General features: G+C 69.2%; 21 protein-coding genes. 16 read left to right on the forward strand and 5 right to left on the reverse strand.

Going from position 1 to position 19,553, the window contains the following annotated elements; translation table 11 throughout:
- The first annotated feature begins 1 nt into the window (after window position 1).
- Window positions 2–472 (forward strand): NUDIX hydrolase, encoded by a 471-nt coding sequence (locus FFI87_RS07015; RefSeq protein WP_006754066.1) that lies wholly within the window; start codon window positions 2–4, stop codon window positions 470–472.
- A gap of 112 nt (window positions 473–584) precedes the next feature.
- On the opposite strand, the gene FFI87_RS07020 is transcribed toward FFI87_RS07015, so the two are convergent.
- Window positions 585–2,294 (reverse strand): glutamine--tRNA ligase/YqeY domain fusion protein, encoded by a 1,710-nt coding sequence (locus FFI87_RS07020; protein WP_138847865.1) that lies wholly within the window; start codon window positions 2,292–2,294, stop codon window positions 585–587.
- Window positions 2,295–2,546: 252 nt separating this feature from the next.
- Between FFI87_RS07020 and FFI87_RS07025 the strand changes: the two genes are divergently transcribed.
- From FFI87_RS07025 to FFI87_RS07040, 4 genes are all read left to right on the forward strand, one after another.
- Window positions 2,547–2,756, forward strand: a complete 210-nt coding sequence (locus tag FFI87_RS07025) for an ornithine acetyltransferase (RefSeq protein WP_006497729.1) — start codon at window positions 2,547–2,549, stop codon at window positions 2,754–2,756.
- Window positions 2,757–2,918: 162 nt separating this feature from the next.
- Window positions 2,919–3,473 (forward strand): RBBP9/YdeN family alpha/beta hydrolase, encoded by a 555-nt coding sequence (locus FFI87_RS07030; RefSeq protein WP_138847864.1) that lies wholly within the window; start codon window positions 2,919–2,921, stop codon window positions 3,471–3,473.
- Between the two features lie 210 nt (window positions 3,474–3,683).
- Complete coding sequence (locus FFI87_RS07035) at window positions 3,684–4,112, forward strand: L,D-transpeptidase (protein WP_138847863.1); 429 nt, start codon at window positions 3,684–3,686, stop codon at window positions 4,110–4,112.
- Window positions 4,113–4,153: 41 nt separating this feature from the next.
- The gene (locus FFI87_RS07040; protein ID WP_228890373.1) at window positions 4,154–4,687 is read left to right on the forward strand and encodes a hypothetical protein; all 534 of its coding nucleotides are present in this window, start codon (window positions 4,154–4,156) and stop codon (window positions 4,685–4,687) included.
- Window positions 4,688–4,730: 43 nt separating this feature from the next.
- On the opposite strand, the gene FFI87_RS07045 is transcribed toward FFI87_RS07040, so the two are convergent.
- Window positions 4,731–5,951 (reverse strand): CaiB/BaiF CoA transferase family protein, encoded by a 1,221-nt coding sequence (locus tag FFI87_RS07045; RefSeq protein ID WP_138847862.1) that lies wholly within the window; start codon window positions 5,949–5,951, stop codon window positions 4,731–4,733.
- Between the two features lie 384 nt (window positions 5,952–6,335).
- Between FFI87_RS07045 and FFI87_RS07050 the strand changes: the two genes are divergently transcribed.
- The 3 genes from FFI87_RS07050 to alaS all read left to right on the forward strand — a co-directional run bounded on the left by FFI87_RS07050 (window position 6,336) and on the right by alaS (window position 9,924).
- Window positions 6,336–6,785 (forward strand): hypothetical protein, encoded by a 450-nt coding sequence (locus tag FFI87_RS07050; protein WP_138848490.1) that lies wholly within the window; start codon window positions 6,336–6,338, stop codon window positions 6,783–6,785.
- Complete coding sequence (locus FFI87_RS07055; RefSeq protein ID WP_012363667.1) at window positions 6,782–6,979, forward strand: hypothetical protein; 198 nt, start codon at window positions 6,782–6,784, stop codon at window positions 6,977–6,979. The genes FFI87_RS07050 and FFI87_RS07055 overlap by 4 nt, the downstream gene beginning before the upstream one ends.
- Window positions 6,980–7,299: 320 nt before the next feature.
- Entirely contained in the window at window positions 7,300–9,924 is a 2,625-nt protein-coding gene (gene alaS, locus FFI87_RS07060) for an alanine--tRNA ligase (protein WP_012363668.1), read from the forward strand.
- Window positions 9,925–10,047: 123 nt separating this feature from the next.
- On the opposite strand, the gene FFI87_RS07065 is transcribed toward alaS, so the two are convergent.
- A complete protein-coding gene (locus tag FFI87_RS07065; protein ID WP_138847861.1) occupies window positions 10,048–10,965 on the reverse strand; it encodes a LysR family transcriptional regulator in 918 nt (305 codons plus the stop codon).
- Between the two features lie 124 nt (window positions 10,966–11,089).
- Between FFI87_RS07065 and FFI87_RS07070 the strand changes: the two genes are divergently transcribed.
- From FFI87_RS07070 to FFI87_RS07105, 8 genes are all read left to right on the forward strand, one after another.
- Window positions 11,090–12,331: a YbfB/YjiJ family MFS transporter gene (locus FFI87_RS07070; protein WP_138847860.1), complete on the forward strand. Its 1,242-nt coding sequence runs from the start codon at window positions 11,090–11,092 to the stop codon at window positions 12,329–12,331.
- Between the two features lie 119 nt (window positions 12,332–12,450).
- Window positions 12,451–12,987 (forward strand): NUDIX domain-containing protein, encoded by a 537-nt coding sequence (locus tag FFI87_RS07075; RefSeq protein ID WP_012363673.1) that lies wholly within the window; start codon window positions 12,451–12,453, stop codon window positions 12,985–12,987.
- Between the two features lie 130 nt (window positions 12,988–13,117).
- The gene (locus FFI87_RS07080) at window positions 13,118–13,555 is read left to right on the forward strand and encodes an acyl-CoA thioesterase (RefSeq protein ID WP_138847859.1); all 438 of its coding nucleotides are present in this window, start codon (window positions 13,118–13,120) and stop codon (window positions 13,553–13,555) included.
- 13 nt (window positions 13,556–13,568) lie between these two features.
- Window positions 13,569–14,507 (forward strand): branched-chain amino acid ABC transporter permease, encoded by a 939-nt coding sequence (locus tag FFI87_RS07085; RefSeq protein WP_138847858.1) that lies wholly within the window; start codon window positions 13,569–13,571, stop codon window positions 14,505–14,507.
- Complete coding sequence (locus FFI87_RS07090; protein WP_138847857.1) at window positions 14,500–15,726, forward strand: branched-chain amino acid ABC transporter permease; 1,227 nt, start codon at window positions 14,500–14,502, stop codon at window positions 15,724–15,726. The genes FFI87_RS07085 and FFI87_RS07090 overlap by 8 nt, the downstream gene beginning before the upstream one ends.
- Window positions 15,723–16,472: an ABC transporter ATP-binding protein gene (locus FFI87_RS07095; protein ID WP_138847856.1), complete on the forward strand. Its 750-nt coding sequence runs from the start codon at window positions 15,723–15,725 to the stop codon at window positions 16,470–16,472. Before FFI87_RS07090 ends, FFI87_RS07095 begins: the two co-directional genes overlap by 4 nt.
- Window positions 16,469–17,173, forward strand: a complete 705-nt coding sequence (locus FFI87_RS07100) for an ABC transporter ATP-binding protein (protein WP_138847855.1) — start codon at window positions 16,469–16,471, stop codon at window positions 17,171–17,173. The genes FFI87_RS07095 and FFI87_RS07100 overlap by 4 nt, the downstream gene beginning before the upstream one ends.
- A gap of 174 nt (window positions 17,174–17,347) precedes the next feature.
- The gene (locus FFI87_RS07105) at window positions 17,348–18,094 is read left to right on the forward strand and encodes a glucose 1-dehydrogenase (RefSeq protein ID WP_012363679.1); all 747 of its coding nucleotides are present in this window, start codon (window positions 17,348–17,350) and stop codon (window positions 18,092–18,094) included.
- A 22-nt stretch (window positions 18,095–18,116) separates the two neighbouring features.
- Here the strand turns inward: FFI87_RS07105 and FFI87_RS07110 are convergent, their stop codons facing one another.
- Entirely contained in the window at window positions 18,117–18,623 is a 507-nt protein-coding gene (locus FFI87_RS07110; RefSeq protein WP_012363680.1) for a heme-degrading domain-containing protein, read from the reverse strand.
- A gap of 84 nt (window positions 18,624–18,707) precedes the next feature.
- Window positions 18,708–19,526: a 5-deoxy-glucuronate isomerase gene (gene iolB, locus FFI87_RS07115; protein WP_138847854.1), complete on the reverse strand. Its 819-nt coding sequence runs from the start codon at window positions 19,524–19,526 to the stop codon at window positions 18,708–18,710.
- Window positions 19,527–19,553: the final 27 nt, after the last annotated feature.

The following is a 19,553-nucleotide window of genomic DNA, read 5'->3' on the forward strand; positions in this document are numbered from 1 at the left end:
GATGAAGCGCAGCGGTGCGCCGCGCACGGTATCGTGCGGCGTCGTGATTCTCGACGGGGCCGGCCGCGTATTCCTCGCGCATGCGACGGATACCACGCACTGGGACATCCCGAAGGGGCAGGGCGAGCCCGGCGAGTCGCCGGCCGACGCGGCGCTGCGGGAGCTGCGCGAGGAAACCGGCATCGAGTTCCCTCCGGCGCGCCTCGTCGATCTCGGCCGCTTCGCGTACCGCCACGACAAGGACCTGCACCTGTTCGCGGTGCAGGTCGCCGACGACGAGATCGATCCCGCGCACTGCACGTGCACGTCGCTGTTCCCGAGCCGTCGCGACGGCTCGCTGATTCCCGAGATGGACGCGTATCGCTGGACGGCACCCGCCGACGTCGATACGTATGCGAGCCGCAGCCTCGCGCGGCTGTTTCGGACGACGCTGTCGCTTGCGGATCTGCACCGGCGGTTGACGGGCGGGTGAGCGTTATGGCTTCGATGCCGTGCACGCAATAAAAAACCGACCGCGAGGGTCGGTTTTTTTCATCATCGCGCGACGTCGGCGCGAAGCCGCACGCCGCGCGCGCCGCAGGCCGTCAGGCCGGCTTGCCCCAGCTGTCGCGCAGCCCGACGATCCGGTTGAACACGGGCTTGCCCGGTTTCGAATCGACCCGGTCGGCAACGAAATAGCCGTGACGCTCGAACTGCAAGCGCGTTTCCGGCGCGACATCGCCGGCGCCCGGCTCGACGTAAGCCTGCGTGATCTTCTTCGAATCCGGGTTCAGCGCCTCGAGGAAGTTCGCGCCGCCCGCGTCCGGGTGCGGCTCCTTGAACAGCCGGTCGTAGATCCGCACTTCGGCCGGCTGCGCATGCTTCGCGCTGACCCAGTGGATGTTGCCCTTGACCTTGTACGTGTTCGCGCCTTCCGTGCCCGACTTGCTGTCCGGGAAGTAGTTGCAGTGCACGGCCGTCACGTTGCCGTCGGCGTCCTTGTCGAAGCCCGTGCATTCGATCACGTAGCCGTAGCGCAGGCGCACCTTGTTGCCCGGGAACAGGCGGAAATAGCCCTTCGGCGGGGTCTCGACGAAGTCCTCGCGTTCGATCCACAGCTCGCGCGAGATCGGGAACGTGCGCACGCCGCGCTCCGGATGATGCGGATGCACGGGGGCCGTGCACGCTTCCTCGAGGTCTTCCGGATAGTTGTCGATCACGAGCTTCAGCGGATCGAGCACGGCGACCGAGCGCGGCGCCTTGTCGTCGAGATCGTCGCGCAGCGCACCTTCGAACACGCTCATGTCGATCCACGAATCGACCTTCGTCACGCCGATCCGCTCGCAGAACAGGTGGATGCTCTCCGGCGTGAAGCCGCGGCGGCGGATCCCGACGATCGTCGGCATGCGCGGATCGTCCCAGCCTTCGACGTGACCTTCGGTGACGAGCTGCAGCAGCTTGCGCTTGCTGGTGATCGCGTACGTGAGGTTCAGGCGCGAGAATTCGATCTGTTGCGGCAGCGGCCGCGTGAACACGCCGGCATCCGCGAGTTCGTTCAGCACCCAGTCGTACAGCGGGCGGTGATCCTCGAACTCGAGCGTGCAGAGCGAGTGCGTGATGCCCTCGAGCGCATCCGAGATGCAGTGCGTGTAGTCGTACATCGGATACACGCACCATGCGTCGCCGGTGCGGTAGTGGTGCGCGTAGCGGATCCGGTAGATCACCGGGTCGCGCATGTTCATGTTCGGCGACGCCATGTCGATCTTCGCGCGCAGCACGTGCTCGCCTTCCTTGAACTCGCCGGCCTTCATCCGGCGGAACAGGTCGAGGTTGTCCTCGGGCGAACGGTCGCGGTACGGCGACGGCTTGCCGCCTTCGGTCAGCGAGCCGCGGTTCGCGCGCATTTCGTCGGCGCTCTGGCTGTCGACGTACGCCTTGCCGCGCTGGATCAGCAGCTCGGCGAATTCGTACAGCTTGTCGTAGTAGTCGCTCGCGAAATACTGATGATCGACCGCATCCTTGCGCCAGTCGAAGCCGAGCCAGCGCACCGCGTCGACGATCGAGTCGACGTACTCGACGCTTTCCTTTTCCGGATTCGTGTCGTCGAAGCGCAGGTGGCACACGCCGCCGTAGTCGCGCGCGACGCTGAAGTTCAGGCAGATGCTCTTCGCATGGCCGATGTGCAGATAGCCGTTCGGCTCGGGCGGGAAGCGCGTTTCGACGCGGCCGCCCCATTTGCCGGTGCGGTTGTCGTCGTCGATGATGTTGCGGATGAAGTTGGAAGCCGCGGGGGCGTCGTTACGTTCGGTGCTCATGCGGTTGGCGTCAGGTTGTGTCGGCGCGTCGCGCCGGTTTAATCCCGTAATTCTACCTGAGCGGGGTCCGTCCCGCGCGGGTTGCCGCGCTGCAAGGCGCGGGGAGCGCTGCGTCCCGCAATATCTCGATAATGTGTCCGCTGTAACACGACGTAAATCGGATTGCCCGGCGCATTCGGCTTTTCCTATGATGGCTTCACCGATTCAATGCCGTCGGCGGCCTTTTTGCTGGCGGGAGGAAGCCAATAATCCATGATGAAGAAGACCACTTTTCTCGTTCGTACCGCGGTGATCGTCGCGGCCCTGTCGCAACTCGGCGCATGCGCGATGACGCATACGCAACGTAATGCCGGTATCGGCGCGGCCGCGGGCGGCGCGCTCGGCTATCTGATCACGGGCGGCCCGGTCGGCACGGTGGCCGGCGCCGCGGCAGGCGGCCTGGTCGGCGCCGGCGTGCGCTGATCGACGCCGGCGCGCATGCGCGCCGGCCGGTCGTGACGGCGTTCGCCGCGCGTCCCGACCTTGCACATCCCTTCCGCGATTCGACAGGCAACATCAGGGAGGAGCGGGTGTGCGACACTTCGTCGACGTCACATAACGACTTCATGCGTCGACGAACCCTCCATGAGCAACTTTCCCGTTTTCGTGCTGCCGGGCTACGGCAACTCCGGTCCGTTCCACTGGCAAAGCCGCTGGGAGCGCGCCGACGCGCGTTTCGTGCGCATCGCGATGCCCGACTGGGACCATGCGTTCCGCAACGGCTGGTGTCTCGCGCTCGATCGCGCGGTCGAGGCCGCGCCGGGCCCGGTGTTGATCGCCGCGCATAGCCTCGGCACGCTGACAACCGCATGGTGGGCGACCCGCTACGCGCGGCCGGCCGCGCTCGCGAAGGTGCGCGGCGCGCTGCTCGTCGCGCTGCCCGATCCGGCCGGGCCCGGGTTTCCGCCGGACGCGCACGGCTTCGGGCCGGTGCCGCACGAACGGCTGCCGTTTCCGACCTGCGTGGTCGCGAGCAGCGACGATTCGTACGGCTCGCTCGCGTTCGCGCGCGGCTGCGCGCACGCGTGGGGTAGTGCGTTCCATGACCTCGGCCCGCGCGGCCACCTCAACGCGGACAGCGGGCTCGGCGACTGGCTTGAAGCGCGCGGCTGGCTCGACGCGATGGGGACGACGGACTGACCGCCGGTTGTGGTTCATCGAATCGGACACCTTTGTTAACCAAGTGCGAATTTCATGCGATGCCTCGCGGCCCGGTGTGCGCCTTGCTGCCCGTACGATTGGCTTGGGCGCGGCGTGCAACCGACTGCGTTTTGTGACCAACCCCATGACTTTCTGATCGGCCGGGCCGATAAAGTGACGGCCTGTTCAATTCGATTGGAAGGAGGGGCCATGTCGAGCGGCTCGAGGCGGAATCAGCAGGTCGGTGGAAAAAAATCGTCGGCGACGAAACGAATCGTCGTCGATCTCTCGAGTCAGCGCGTGGAGGCGTTTGAGGGGGCAGCGCGGGTGTTCCGCTTCGATTGTGTGACGGGAGACAGCGAGCATCCGACCGATCGTGGGGCGTTCCGCATCAGGGAGAAATACCCGTCCTATCGCAGTCGTGCCTATAACGTGCAAATGGATTACGCGATGTTCTTCACGGAAGACGGCAAAGCGCTTCACCAGTACCACGGGCCGATGCCGCTGTCGCTCGTGAGAATGGCGCGCAATACCGTCAGCGACTGGTTCGGATCGCACGGCTGCGTGCGCCTGGCCGAGGCCGATGCGAAGCAACTGTTCGACTGGGCTCCGAGGGGAACTGTGGTGCAGGTATTATGAAGATCGCATCGGCAACGCGATTCGTGATCCCGTGTCTGGCGATGCTGGTCGGTCTGCTCGCCGGTTTCGGCTGGCGCAGCGTCGCCGACTGGACCGACAGCCCCATACGGATCGATCCCGGCACCGACTTGCTCAGCGTGCTGCCCGACGAGGTGATGTCGCTGACCTATACGACCGCCGCGCTGACGCTGACCGCGCAGCGCTCACAGCCCGCGGCGCGGTTCGCCGTACAGGTGACTTATGCGGACGGCCGTGCCCCCCGGCAATGCGTGGCGTCGCCGGATCTGGCCGCGCATCTGGAGTCCCTTTCGACGATCGTCGCGCAACGACAGGTCGATCTGGCCGACGTCGCGCGCGAATTTCCACGGCAGATCGGGCGGCTGGATATCCGTGGTCGCATCGCGTCCGAGCCGCCGCCGGTCGTCTTCCTGGCCGCGGCGGATTCGGACGCGGTCGCCGTCGCCGTCGACGGTGTGTGGGTTGGGCACGGCGGTTACGCGGCAGTCGTGCGTTCGCCATCGCGTGCGGCGCTTGCGGCGCTGGCCGGCGGATGCGATACGCTGGCCCGGCGCTGACCGGACGGCGGGCGCCCTCCGTTCCAGCCCGCCGCCGCGTCGCTCAAATCGCCTGTTTCGCCTTCAACGCGGCAATCCGCTCGTCGTCGTAGCCGAGCATGTCGCGCAGCACGTCCTCCGTCTGCGCGCCGAGCAGCGGCGGGGCCGTGCGCGCATCGGGCGGCGTCGCGCTCATCCGGATCGGATTGCGCACGAGCTTCACGTCCGCGCCGCACGGATGCGGCAGCGACACCTGCATCCCGCGCGCGATCACCTGCTCGTTGTCGAACACTTCATCGAGATCGTTGATCGGCCCGCACGGCACGCCGGCCGCTTCGAGCGCGGCGATCCAGTCGGCCTTGGCGCGCGCCTTCACCATCTCCGCGAGGATCGGCACCAGCGTGTCGCGATGGCGCACGCGCGACGGATTGGTCGCGAACCGTTCGTCGTCGGCCAGCTCGGCGCGGCCGCCGGCCTCGACGAACTTGCGGAACTGCCCGTCGTTGCCGACCGCGACGATGATCCAGCCGTCGCTCGTCTGGAAGGTTTGATACGGCACGATGTTCGGGTGCGCGTTGCCCCAGCGCACCGGCGGCTTGCCGCTCGCGAGGAAGTTGGTATTCATGTTCGCGAGCAGCGCGACCTGCACGTCGAGCAGCGCCATGTCGATGTACTGGCCTTCGCCCGTGCGGTCGCGGTGCGCGAGCGCGGCGAGCACCGCGATCGTCGAATAGAGGCCGGTCGCGAGATCGGCGATCGCGACGCCGGCCTTCTGCGGGCCGCCGCCCGGCTCGCTGTCGCGCTCGCCGGTGATGCTCATGAAACCGCCGATGCCCTGGACGATGAAGTCGTAGCCCGCGCGATGCGCGTACGGGCCCGTCTGGCCGAAACCCGTGACCGAGCAGTAGACGAGATCGGGCTTCACCGCGCGCAGCGATTCGTAGTCGAGCCCGTATTTCGCGAGCTGCCCGACCTTGTAGTTCTCGAGCACGACGTCGCTTTGCGCGGCGAGCTCGCGCACGATCTGCTGGCCTTCGGGCGTCGCGATGTCGACCGTGACCGAGCGCTTGTTGCGGTTCGCCGCGAGGTAGTAGGCGGCCTCGGCGGTGTCGGCGCCGGCTGCGTCCTTCAGGTACGGCGGCCCCCAATGGCGTGTGTCGTCGCCGGCGCCGGGGCGCTCGATCTTGATCACGTCCGCGCCGAAATCGGCAAGGGTCTGCGCGCACCACGGGCCCGCGAGCACGCGGGTGAGGTCCAGCACGCGGATATGGCTCAGGGCACCCATCGTCGAATCGTCTCCTTTCATGGCTTGGCGTCGCCCGGAGAAGCCGCGGCGCATGCCGCGTATCTTACGGCGAATCGGCAGCGGCAGTGCCCCGGCAGTGCCGGCCGGATCGCCGCGCCACTTTGCGGGGATTCTCCGGGCGCACGGCGATCGCAAGCGAATCTACACGGCATGACACCTGTTCTTTCGAGCCGCACGGCCACGTTTTTTAACCAAGTGCGGATTTCATGCGATCGCCTCGGGTGCGGCGAGTGGCTTGCTGCTCATACGATTGCCGTGGGGGCAACATGCGGCCTGCTGCTTTGGGCGACAAACGCCATGGCCTTGCGATTGGTCGGGTCAGTAAAGTTATGGCCTGTTCAATTCGATGGGAAGGAGGGTGCTGTGACCTGTCCTAGCTTTTACGCCACGTTCCGCGAAAATATGACGGCCTTGGGTTTGGACGCTCCGGCCAGCTTCTTTGGCACGTACCAAACGGCCGTTGGCACGCTTACGTTGATGCTTCAACCGCTTGCAACGCTGGGTGCCGACGCGACTGTCGCCGAATTGATCGGCGCCACGGTGGGACTCGAAAAGCTCATGGTCGTGGGTGCAATCGGTGCGTCGTTCTATATCGGGGCCGTGATCGGCAGCCTGATCGTGGCGACTGATAAGGCGATGGTCTGTACGAGCGGCATCGACGCGCGCCGAAGGGCGGGGATGTGGGCGGCACGACATGGCTTGTCGATTCCCCTCGCTGTGTCCACGGTGCTATTTCGCCACCCGGAAGTGATGCAGCCGGGATCGCGGCAGTGGCCGTACGCGCCACTTTCCCGCGCGCGGGTGGTCGCATGAAGTGGCTCGCGGACAAGGCTGCCTTGTTTGCATCGGCGCTCGTACTTGCTGGCCTGGCATGGGCGGTCTTGCATTTCGCCGGGCAGTGGTATTTCGCGATCGGAACCACGCTTGCCGTTGCGCTGCTGTTCATCGACAACCACAGGCTCAGGACACGCTTGCGCGAACTGGGCGACAAGCCGCGCGGTCGGTAAGGGGCCGCGGCCGATTCTCTCGCGGCCTGGCGCGGCGGCTATGCGGCGAGCGTGAGTTCGCCGTCGCTCGCCGCGCTTGCAACGTTGGCCGGCGGCCGCGATATGGTGGCCCGGTGCTGACCAGGCGCGCAGAGGGGCACGACGCGGGCCAAATACGGCCAAATTCGGGCCCCGGCCGGACCGAACCGGCCCCGCGCGGGCCCGTCGGCCGCGCCCCCGGATCTATCCCGTATAATCGATCGTTTAAGAAACCTGCCGTCGCGCGCCCCGCCTGGGGTGCCGGCGTTTGAAGCCGTCCTAGCCGACTGTCCCCGCACGCCATGAAAGCTGCCGAAATCCGCGAGAAATTCCTCAAATTCTTCGAATCGAAGGGCCACACGATCGTCCGCTCGTCGAGCCTCGTGCCCGGTAACGACCCCACGCTGATGTTCACGAACTCGGGCATGGTCCAGTTCAAGGACGTGTTCCTCGGCACGGACCCGCGTCCGTACTCGCGCGCCACGACGGCGCAGCGCAGCGTGCGCGCGGGCGGCAAGCACAACGACCTCGAGAACGTCGGCTACACGGCGCGCCACCACACGTTCTTCGAGATGCTCGGCAACTTCTCGTTCGGCGACTATTTCAAGCACGACGCGATCCGCTTCGCGTGGGAGCTGCTGACCACGGTCTACCAGCTGCCGAAGGAAAAGCTGTGGGTTACCGTCTACCAGGAAGACGACGAAGCCTACGACATCTGGGCGAAGGAAGTCGGCGTGCCGACCGAGCGGATCATCCGGATCGGTGACAACAAGGGCGCGCGCTACGCGTCGGACAACTTCTGGACGATGGGCGACACCGGCCCGTGCGGCCCGTGCACGGAAATCTTCTACGACCACGGCCCGGAAGTGTGGGGCGGCCCGCCGGGGTCGCCTGAGGAAGACGGCGACCGCTACATCGAGATCTGGAACCTCGTGTTCATGCAGTTCAACCGCGACGCGCAGGGCAACATGACGCGCCTGCCGAAGCAGTCGGTCGACACCGGCATGGGCCTCGAGCGCCTCGCCGCGGTGCTGCAGCACGTGCACAGCAACTACGAGATCGACCTGTTCCAGAACCTGATCAAGGCCGCCGCGCGCGTGACGGAGATCAGCGACCTCACCAACAACTCGCTGAAGGTGATCGCCGATCACATCCGCGCGTGCTCGTTCCTGATCGTCGACGGCGTGATTCCGGGCAACGAAGGCCGCGGCTACGTGCTGCGCCGGATCGTGCGCCGCGCGATCCGCCACGGCTACAAGCTCGGCCGCAAGGGCTCGTTCTTCCACAAGCTGGTGGCCGACCTCGTCGCCGAGATGGGCGCGGCCTATCCGGAGCTGAAGGAAGCCGAGCAGCGCGTGACCGACGTGCTGCGCCAGGAAGAAGAGCGCTTCTTCGAAACCATCGAGCACGGGATGTCGATCCTCGAGGCGGCACTCGCCGACGTCGAGGCAAAGGGCGGCAAGGTGCTCGACGGCGAACTCGCGTTCAAGCTGCACGACACCTACGGCTTCCCGCTCGACCTCACGGCCGACGTGTGCCGCGAGCGCGGGATGACGGTCGACGAGCCGGCATTCGACGACGCGATGGCGCGCCAGCGCGAGCAGGCACGCGCGGCCGGCAAGTTCAAGGCCACGCAGGGCCTCGAATACACGGGCGCGAAAACCACCTTCCACGGTTACGAGGAAATCGCGTTCGACGATGCGAAGGTCGTCGCGCTGTACGTCGACGGTTCGGCCGTCAATGAAGTGAAGGCCGGCCAGGATGCGGTCGTCGTGCTCGACCACACGCCGTTCTACGCGGAATCGGGCGGCCAGGTCGGCGACCAGGGCGTGCTCGCGAACGCCGCGACGCGCTTCGCGGTGGCCGACACGCTGAAGGTGCAGGCCGACGTGGTCGGCCATCACGGCACGCTGGAGCAGGGCACGCTGAAGCTCGGCGACGTGCTGCGCGCGGAAATCGACGCGCACCGCCGCGCCCGCACGCAGCGCAACCACTCGGCCACCCACCTGATGCACAAGGCGCTGCGTGAAGTGCTCGGCGCGCACGTGCAGCAGAAGGGCTCGCTGGTCGACGCCGAAAAAACCCGTTTCGACTTCGCGCACAACGCGCCGATGACCGACGACGAAATCCGTCGCGTCGAGCAGATCGTCAACAACGAAATCCTCGCGAACGCGCCGGGCATCGTGCGCGTGATGCCGTACGACGAAGCGGTGAAGGGCGGCGCGATGGCGTTGTTCGGCGAGAAGTACGGCGACGAAGTGCGCGTGCTCGACCTCGGCTTCTCGCGCGAACTGTGCGGCGGCACGCACGTGCATCGCACCGGCGACATCGGCTTCTTCAAGATCGTCGTCGAAGGCGGCGTCGCGGCCGGCATCCGCCGGGTCGAGGCGATCACCGGCGACAACGCGGTGCGTTACGTGCAGGAACTCGATGCGCGCGTGAACGAAGCCGCGGCCGCGCTGAAGGCGCAGCCGTCGGAACTCACGCAGCGCATCGCGCAGGTGCAGGACCAGGTGAAGTCGCTCGAGAAGGAGCTGGGCGCGCTGAAGTCGAAGCTCGCGTCGAGCCAGGGCGACGAGCTCGCGCAGCAGGCCACCGAAGTCGGCGGCGTGTACGTGCTGGCCGCGACGCTCGACGGCGCGGACGCGAAGACGCTGCGCGAAACGGTCGACAAGCTGAAGGACAAGCTGAAGAGCGCGGCGATCGTGCTGGCGGCCGTCGAAGGCGGCAAGGTCAGCCTGATCGCGGGCGTCACGCCCGATGCGAGCAAGAAGGTCAAGGCCGGCGAGCTCGTGAACTTCGTCGCGCAGCAGGTCGGCGGCAAGGGCGGCGGCCGTCCGGACATGGCGCAGGCAGGCGGCACGGACCCGGCGAACCTGCCGGGCGCGCTCGCGGGCGTCAAGGGCTGGGTCGAAGAACGTCTTTGATCGTCACGCTTGATGCGATGCGGGCTTGCCGGCCCCATCGCATTGCATGAAAAAAACGACCCGATCGGCGTTGGCCGGTCGGGTCGTTTTGCTTTGTGCTGGCGCTGCCGGTCAAGGCCCGGCTCAGGCTGGCGCTACCAGCGGCGCCTTGGCTCCATCTCCAGGCTGCCGTGCGGCGGGCTCGCCCAGCGCATCGCGCAGCGCGGCGAGCGCCGCCGACGCGTAACCCTGCCGCCACGCGAGCAGCGTGTCGATCCCTTCGAGTTCGGCGATCGTGTGGGCCGTGACGTTGCCGGTCTCGGGCTGCAGATCGAGCACCGACCTCGGCGCGACCGCGACGCCCGCGCCGGCCGCGACGCACGCGACGATCGCGTGATACGAACCGAGCTCGAGCACGCGCGCGGCTTTCACCCCGTGCGCCGCATACCACTGCTCGACGTATTTCCGATACGTGCAGCCGCGCTCGAACGCGATCAGCGTCGGCAGGATCACGTCGCGCGGCGTGCGCACCGGCGGATGGCCGCGCGGTGTGAGCAGCACGAGATCCTCGCGGTAGACCGGCACCGTCTCGAACGTGTCCGGCAGCGTGTCCGGTGAGGGCGGACGCGCGAACAGCGCCGCGTCGACCTCGAAGTCGCGCACCCTGTCGATCAGCCAGCCGGTCGTGCCGGTCACGAGTTCCAGCGATACGTCGGGCCACGCATGGTGATAGCGCGCGAGCACGGTCGGCAGCCGGCTCGCGGCCGTGCTTTCCATCGTGCCGAGCCGCAGCCGCCCGCGCGGCGTGTCCTCGCGCACCGCGTCGCGCGCCTCGTCGGCAAGCGCGAGCAGCCGCTCCGCGTACGGCAGCAGCGTGTGCCCGGCCGGCGTTAGCACGAGCCGGCGGCCGTCGCGCACGAACAGCGCCGCGCCGAGTTCCTCCTCCAGCTGCTTGATGCGCGTCGTCACGTTCGACTGCACGCGATGGAGCTTCGCCGCCGCGCGCGTCACGCCGTTCTCGCGCACGACGGCCCGGAAAATCGCCAGCGCCGCCAGGTCCATGATTCTCTCCGGGAGATATGTGGATTCTGAATTATTCATTTTTAGAGAACGTTTGGTCAAGCTACGATACAACCGTTCCGATTTCCATTCCGGCCGGCGCGCACCGCGCGCGGCCCATGCCGCCATGTCCCGTTCCGATGCGCCGAGTGCCGCCGCCGACACCCACTTCTCCGATGACGCCGACCGCCGCGCCCGCGCGGCCGCGCTCGCCTGCATGATCGGGCTCGCGGTCGCGCTCGGCGTCGGCCGCTTCGCGTTCACGCCGCTGCTGCCGTTGATGCTCGCCGACGGCTCGATCGGCCTGAAGGCCGGCAGCTGGCTCGCGTCGGCGAACTACGCGGGCTATTTCGTCGGCGCGGTCAGTTGCGCGGCGGTGCGGGTCGCGCCCGCGCGGATGGTGCGCTTCGGGCTCGCCGCCACCGTGCTGCTGACCGCCGCCATGGGCGTCGGCCATCTGCTTTCGGCGTGGCTCGTCGTGCGCTTCGTCGCGGGTGTCGTCAGTGCATGGACGTTCGTGTTCGTGTCGCAATGGGGGCTGCGGCGGCTCACCGAGCTGCACGCGCCCGAGTGGAGCGGGGTGATCTACGCGGGGCCCGGTGTCGGCATCGTGCTGACGGGGTTGATCGGCGGCGCGCTCGCCGGCCATCGCGCGGCGCCCGGCTGGCTCGGCTTCGCGGCGCTGTCGGCGGTGCTGTCGGTCGCGATCTGGCGCATATTCGGCACCGCGCCGGCGCAGGCAATTGCGCCGCAGGCCGCGCACGCCCGGCATGCGGCGACCGCCGCGGCACCGCACGACGTGCGGCGCCATCGGGCCGACGCCGCGTGGCTCGTCGTGCTGTACGGGATGCCGGGCTTCGGCTACATCATCACCGCGACGTTCCTGCCGGTGATCGCGCGCGCCGCGCTGCCGGCCGGCTCGCCGTGGCCGGACCTGTTCTGGCCGATGTTCGGCGCGGCGCTGATCGTCGGCGCGATCGCCGCCGCGCGGCTGCCCGGCCATTGGGACAATCGGCTGCTGCTCGCCGCCGGCTGCACGACGCAGGCGCTCGGGATCGCGGCGGGCATCGTCTGGCCGAACGCGGCCGGCTTCTCGGTCGGCAGCGCGCTGCTCGGCCTGCCGTTCACGGCGATCACGCTGTTCGCGATGCGCGAGGCGCGGCGGCTGCACGGCGAGCGCGCGGCCGGGCTGATGGGCTATGCGACCGCGTCGTACGGGGTCGGGCAGATTCTCGGTCCGCTCGTCGCCGCGCCGCTGACCGCGCGTTTCGGGTCGTTCTCGCCGGCGCTGTGGGTCGCGGCGGGCGCGTTGCTCGTCGGGGCCGCCGGCTTCGCGGCGACCGCCGCACGTGGGCGCGCGCGACCCTGACGCGATCGGGGCCGGATCGTCTGCGGCGCGGGCAAACTCGCTAGAATGAAGCCTTTCCCGCGCCGAGCGGGCGTGAGGCGGCCCGCGGGCCGCCGCCGGCGTCCGCCAGATCCCCATCGATGACCACCGCCGACTACCGTTTTTGCCCGCGCTGCGCGAACCCGCTCACCGAGCGCGCCGATCCCGAACACGAGGGCGGCCGGGTCCGCCGGGCCTGCCCGGACGACGCATGCGGCTACGTGCACTGGAACAACCCGCTGCCGGTGGTGGCCGCGATCGTCGAACTCGACGGCAAGATCCTGCTCGCGCGCAACGCGGCCTGGCCGGAAGGGATGTTCGCGCTGATCACCGGCTTCCTCGAGAACGGCGAGACGCCCGAGGACGGCATCGCGCGCGAGGTGTTCGAGGAAACCGCGCTGAAGGCCGAGCAGGTCACGCTCGTCGGCGTCTATGAATTCATCCGCAAGAACGAGCTGATCATCGCGTACCACGTGCGTGCATCGGGCACCGTCGCGCTGTCGCCGGAACTGCTCGAATACCGGCTCGTCGATCCGCCGCTGCTGCGCCCGTGGCGCGCCGGTACCGGCTACGCGCTGGCCGACTGGATGCGCGCGCGCGGCCTCGATTTCGAATTTGTCGATCGAGCGGGGCAGTGACGGCCCGCGCCGCTCCCGGTAGTTCACCCGCCGCGGCGCGCACGGTCGCGTCGCGGCATCTCGCCGTTTCCCGGCGTGCCATCCCGCGCGGCCGCCGCGCGGCGTCCCACTCGTCCTGACCGCCATCGCCATGTCCGACAAGCCGCAGCCGCGTCCACGCGACGCCTATCGCCACTTCCTGCCGATCACGACCCGCTGGATGGACAACGACGTCTACGGGCACGTGAACAACGTTGTCTATTACAGCTACTTCGACACCGTCGTGAACGAATACCTGATCCGCGCGGGCGTGCTCGACGTCGAGCACGGGCAGACGATCGGGCTCGTGGTCGACACGCAATGCAACTACTTCGCGCCGCTCGTGTTTCCGCAGTCGGTCGACGCGGGGCTGCGCGTCGCGAAGCTCGGCACGTCGAGCGTGCGCTACGAGGTCGGGCTGTTCGCGGCAGGGGAGTCCTCGCCGGCGGCGCAGGGGCATTTCGTGCACGTGTACGTCGATCGCGGCACGCGCCGCCCGGTGCCGTTGCCGGACGCGCTGCGCGCGGCGCTCGAACCGCTCGCCGGCTGACAGGCGCGTGGCGGTGCACGCGTTCGCGCTCCAGGCGTTCAACGGCCTCAGCTACGGGTTGTTGCTGTTCATGCTGTCGGCCGGCCTGACGCTGATCTTCAGCGTGCAGGGCGTGCTCAACTTCGCGCATGCGAGCTTCTACATGCTCGGCGCATACGTCGGCTACAGCATCGCGGCCGGTGCGGGTTTCTGGCCCGCGCTCGTGCTCGCGCCGCTCGCGGTCGGGCTGCTGGGCGCCGGCTGCGAGCGCTGGCTGCTGCGCCGCGTGCAGGCGCGCGGCGGCCACACGAGCGAACTGCTGCTGACCTTCGGCCTCGCCTACCTGATCGGCGAGGGCGCGAAACTCGTATGGGGCCTCACGCCGCTGCCGGCCCCGGTGCCGCCGCTGTTCGACGGCGCGCCCGTGACCGCGTTCGGCCTCGCGCTGCCACGCTACCGGCTCTTCATGATGGCGATGTCCGCGGCGATGCTGGTCGCGCTCGGCGTGCTGCTGCGCGCGTCGCGCATCGGGCTCGTCGTGCGTGCCGCACTCACGCACCGCGCGGCCGTCGAAGCGCTCGGCTACGACGTGCCGCGCGTGATGACGGGCCTGTTCGGCGCGGGCACCGCACTCGCGGCGCTGGCCGGCGTGATCGGCGCGCCGCTCGCGGTGATCGAACCGGCGCTGGCCGAGACGGTCGGGTCGGTGGTGTTCGCGGTCGTCGTGATCGGCGGGCTCGGCTCGCTCGGCGGCGCGTTCGTCGCGTCGCTCGCGGTCGGCTTCGCGCAGACCTTCGCGGCGTCCAGCGACACGTCGCTGCGCGACCTCGCGCAACGGGCGGGCGTCGCGCTGCCCGACAGCGTCGCGGCCGTATCGATCGCACAACTCGCGCCGCTGGTCCCGTATCTGCTGCTCGTCGCGGTGCTGGTCGCCCGTCCGCGCGGCTTGTTCGGCGAGCGTGTCGATGGGTAGCCGCGCGCGGGCCGGCGCGCGGCGCTGGGTGCTGTTCGCCGCGTGCGTCGCGCTGCCCGCGTGGCTGTGGCCGCATGGCGCGATGCTCGGCTATCTCGCGCAGACGGCCGCGCTCGTCGTGCTCGCACTGTCGTACAACCTGCAGCTCGGCACGACCGGGCTGCTGTCGTTCGGTCACGCCGCGTTCGCGGGCCTCGGCGCGTTCGCCGCCGCGCACTGGTTCAATCATGTCGGCGGCCCGCTGCCGCTGCTGCCGCTCGTCGGCGGCGTGGCCGGCGCCGGCTTCGGGTTCATCGCCGGGCTCCTCGCGACACGCCGCGCGGGCACCGTGTTCGCGATGATCACGCTCGGTCTCGCCGAATGCGTCGCGGCCGCCGCGTGGAGCGTGCCCGCGTGGTTCGGCGGCCTCGGCGGCGTGCCGATCGACCGCGCGAGCGGCACGCCCTGGGGTGGCTGGCATTTCGGCGCGCCGGCGCAGGCCTACACGGTGATCGCCGCGTGGTGCATCGTGTCGGCGATGGCGATGCACGCGCTGACGCGCACACCGCTCGCGCGGCTCGCGAACGCGGTGCGCGACAACCCCGCGCGCGTGGCGGCGCTCGGCACCGAGCCGCGCCGCGTGCGGCTCGCGATGGTCACCTGCGCGTCGTTCTTCGCGGGTATCGCCGGCACGCTGACACTGATCGACGTCGAGATCGCGACGCCCGACAGCTTGTCGATGGCGCGCTCGGCGACCGTACTGATCGCCGCGGTGATCGGCGGCACCGGCACGTTCTTCGGGCCGGCGGCCGGTGCCGTGGTGCTGACCGCGCTGAGCGTGGTCGTCGCGGGCGTGTCGCGTGCATGGGCGTTGTATCTCGGCGTGCTGTTCGTCGCGGTCGTCGTCGCGGCGCCCGGCGGGATCGCCGGCGTCGCGCAGACGCTCGTGCATGCGTTGCGCCGCGACGCGCTGGCCGCCGAGCGCTGGCGCGTACTGTGCGGCGTCGGCGCCTGCATGTTCTGGGGCGTCGCGATCATCTGCGCGGCCGAGCTCGGCTATGCGTGGCGCTTCGCGCAGGACGACGGCGCCGGCATTGCGTTCGGCGCGTGGGGCATCGACGCCGATGCGCCGGCCGGGTGGATCGTCGCGTGCTCGGCGGCCGGCATCGGCACGCTGCTGTGGGGCTGGCGCGCGCGCTTGATGCACCCCGGGCACGGCAAGCGGGAGGACGGGCGATGAACGGCAACGCGATCGCGCTCCATGGGATCGTGCAGCGCTTCGGCGCGCAGACGGTGCTCGACGGTATCGAGCTGAGCGTCTGCGCCGGCGAGCGTCACGCGCTGATCGGGCCGAACGGGGCGGGCAAGTCGACGCTGTTCGGCGTGATTGCCGGCGCGACGCGGCCGACGCGCGGGCGCGTCGTGCTGCACGGCGTCGAGCTGCGCGGACGCGGGCCGGTCGTCGCGAGCCGGCTCGGCATCGGCCGCAGTTTCCAGCAGACGAGTGCGTTCGCGCGGCTCTCCGTGTTCGACAACCTGCGCTGCGCGGCCCTGCATGCGCCGGACGAGCGGCGGCGCTGGTGGAACCGGCTGCGCGAATCGGCGTCGGTCGATCGCGCGGCCACGCGCGTCCTGCACGACATCGGCCTCGCTGCACGGCGCGACGCGCCGGCCGGCGAACTCGGCTACGCGGAACAGCGCGCGCTCGATCTCGGCATCGCGCTCGCGAGCGGCGCGCGCACGCTGCTGCTCGACGAGCCGACGGCCGGCATGAACCGCGACCAGGCCGCGCGGATGATCGCGCTGATCCGCGCGACGACGCAGGGCCGCACGGTGCTGATGATCGAGCACGACATGGATGCGGTGTTCGGCTTCGCCGAGCGCGTGACGGTGCTGGTGCGCGGCGCGGTGGTCGCGACCGGTGCGCCCGACGCGATCCGCGCGGACCCGGCCGTGCGCGCCGCCTATCTCGGCGACGGCGCATGAGCGCGCTGCTCGACATTCGCGGCCTGCGCGCGTGGTACGGGATGCAGCCCGTGCTCGACGGCGTCGATCTCGCGCTCGCGCCGGGCGAGACGCTCGCGCTGCTGGGCCGCAACGGCTCGGGCCGCTCGACGCTCGCGAAGGCCGTGATGGGGCTCGTGCGCACCGCGGGCTCGGTGCGCATCGGGGGCGCCGAATGCGCGGGCGCCCGAACGTTCGAAATCGCGCGGCGCGGCGTGGCTTACGTCGCCGAAAGCCGTGACGTGTTCTCGCTGCTGAGCGTGCGCGAGAATCTGCGGCTCGGGCTGCGCGGTGCGCGCGGCGCGGCCGAACGCGCCGCGCTCGACCGGCTGCTCGCGCGCTTTCCGCTGCTGGCCGCGCGGATCGACGTGAAGGCCGGGCGGCTGTCGGGCGGCGAGCAGCAGGTGCTCGCGCTGGTGCGTGCGCTTGCCGGCCGCCCGCGCGTGTTGATCGTCGACGAACCGGCCGAAGGGCTCGCGCCGCTCGCGGTCGACGAGGTCGGTGCGTGCCTCGCCGCGCTGCAGGCCGACGGCGTCGCGATCCTGCTGATCGAGCAGCGATTGCAGCTCGCGCCGCGGCTCGCGCAGCGCGTCGCGGTGATGGGGCGGGGACGGATCGTCTACGACGGCGCGCTCGAAGGGCTCGGCGGCGACGTCGTCAGTGCGTGGCTGAGCGCCGGCTGAGGGCAGGCTGAGCGCAAGCCCGCCGATTGTTCGGCAAACCCCGCCAGTCAATTCGTGTCGAGCCGCTTTATCGCTGCGGCGCAGCACCTTACATTGCCAGTCATGCCGGTGCGCCGCCACCGCGCGGCAACCGGCTCCCATCCATCGAAAGTCTTCCGACTGAGGAATGAAATCATGAGCAAGCTGACAGGCAAGGTTGCGATCGTCACCGGCGGGTCCAAGGGCATCGGCGCCGCGATCGCGAAGGCGCTGGCCGCCGAAGGCGCGTCGGTCGTCGTGAACTACGCGAGCAGCAAGGCCGGTGCCGACACCGTCGTGAGCGCGATCGTCGAAGCGGGCGGCCGCGCGGTCGCGGTGGGCGGCGACGTGTCGAAGGCAGCGGACGCGCAGCGCATCGTCGATGCCGCGATCGAGAACTATGGCCGTCTCGACGTGCTGGTGAACAATTCCGGTGTCTACGAATTCTCGCCGATCGAGGCGATCACCGAAGAGCACTATCGCCGGCAGTTCGATACGAACGTGTTCGGCGTGCTGCTGACGACGCAGGCCGCCGTCAAGCACCTCGGCGAAGGCGCGAGCATCATCAACATCAGCTCGGTCGTGACGAGCATCACGCCGCCCGCGAGCGCCGTGTACAGCGGCACCAAGGGCGCCGTCGACGCGATCACCGGCGTGCTCGCGCTCGAGCTCGGCCCGCGCAAGATTCGCGTGAACGCGATCAACCCGGGGATGATCGTGACCGAAGGCACGCACAGCGCGGGCATCATCGGTTCGGATCTCGAAACGCAGGTGCGCAGCCAGACGCCGCTCGGCCGCCTCGGCGAGCCGGACGACATCGCGTCGGTCGCCGTGTTCCTCGCGTCGGACGATGCGCGCTGGCTGACCGGCGAGCGCCTCGTCGCGAGCGGCGGGCTGCACTGACGCGCCAGGTCGGCGCGCGCCGCTACGCGATCATCGCGAGCGCGTTCGCGCCGACATGCCAGCGCAGGCTCTCGACGACGAGCGCGTGATCGTGTTCGTCGTCGAGCCCCGCGATCGTCATCGCGCCGACGAGTGCACTGCCGATTGCGCCGCCGGCAACCCGCAACGGCACGCCGCCGCCGTCGAGCGCATAGTCGGCGTCCGACAATCCCTGTGACTGCAACGACCAGCCGGCACGGCGAAAGCGCGCGCCGACCTCGAGCGAGCTGACGCCGAAACGCAATACCGTGTTCTGTCGGCGCCGGATCGCATCGCTGTGGTGCACGCGGCTGCCGTCGAGCGCGCAATAGAACAGCGGTGCGGCTTCACCGACGATGCCGACCGCGATCGGCAGCCCGCGCCGTGACGCGAGATTGATTGCGATGTCGCCGAGCCGGCGCGCGACGTCGGCATCGAAGTGCGGCAGCATCGGCGCCGACGCGGTGTCGCCGAAAGGCGCGGATGCGAAGCGCGGGAAGGGGATGGCCATGGCAGCTCCGTGTCGTCGCAAGTCCGGCTCGTGCGCGCGCGTGCCGCGTCGCGCCGGCCGTCGATCGTTCATCGCATCAACGTGTCAGCGCTTGGGCGCCGCGTCGAGCATCCACTCGTGCGCGGGATCGTTCCTGAACGCCCATGCGCGGCTCGGCCCGGCCATCACGTTCAGGTAGTACAGGTTGTAGCCGTGCGGCGCGACCACCGGGTGATAGCCGCGCGGCACCATCACGACGTCGTGGTTCTCGACCGCGCACGCTTCGTCGAGGCTGCGATCGTCCGTGTACACGCGCTGGAACGCGAAACCTTGCGGTGGATCGATCCGGTGGTAATAGGTTTCCTCGAGCGAGGTTTCGTCGGGCGCCGCGTCGCGATCGTGCTTGTGCGGCGGGTAGCTGCTCGAATGGCTCGCGGGCGTGATCACTTCGACCACCAGCAAACGGTCGGCAGCCGGGTTGTCGCCCATCAGGATGTCGCACACGTAGCGCGTGTTGGTGCCTTGCCCGCGCACCGCGCGGCGCATCCGTTCGCCGTCGAGGCGCTGCACGCGCTTGTCGCCGCTCGCGTAGGGCGCGATGCATAGCGCAACTTCCGCGTCGCGCGTCGCGACCAGCGTGACGGTCTTGCCGCCCGGCACGTACAGCGCGTCCGGCGACACCTCCTCGAACACGCTGTCGCGCTTGCCGAGCGCATCGTAGGTTTCGCCGTCGACTTGTGCGCGCAGCGTGCCCGTGAGCACGACGACGCACAGTTCGCGCGTGCCCGTGTCGAGCGTTTCGGTGTCGCCGGCCTTCAGGCGCAGCGCGCGAAAGCCGACGTGTTTCCAGCCGGCCGACTCGGGCGTCACGTTGCAGATTTCGCGGCCGGCGGATGCCTTGACCAGCAGGGGAGAAATCGTCATGGAACCGGGCTCCACAATGGGGTGATA

Origin of the sequence: Burkholderia sp. KBS0801 (assembly GCF_005937855.2) — a bacterium.
GTDB lineage: Bacteria > Pseudomonadota > Gammaproteobacteria > Burkholderiales > Burkholderiaceae > Burkholderia > Burkholderia ambifaria.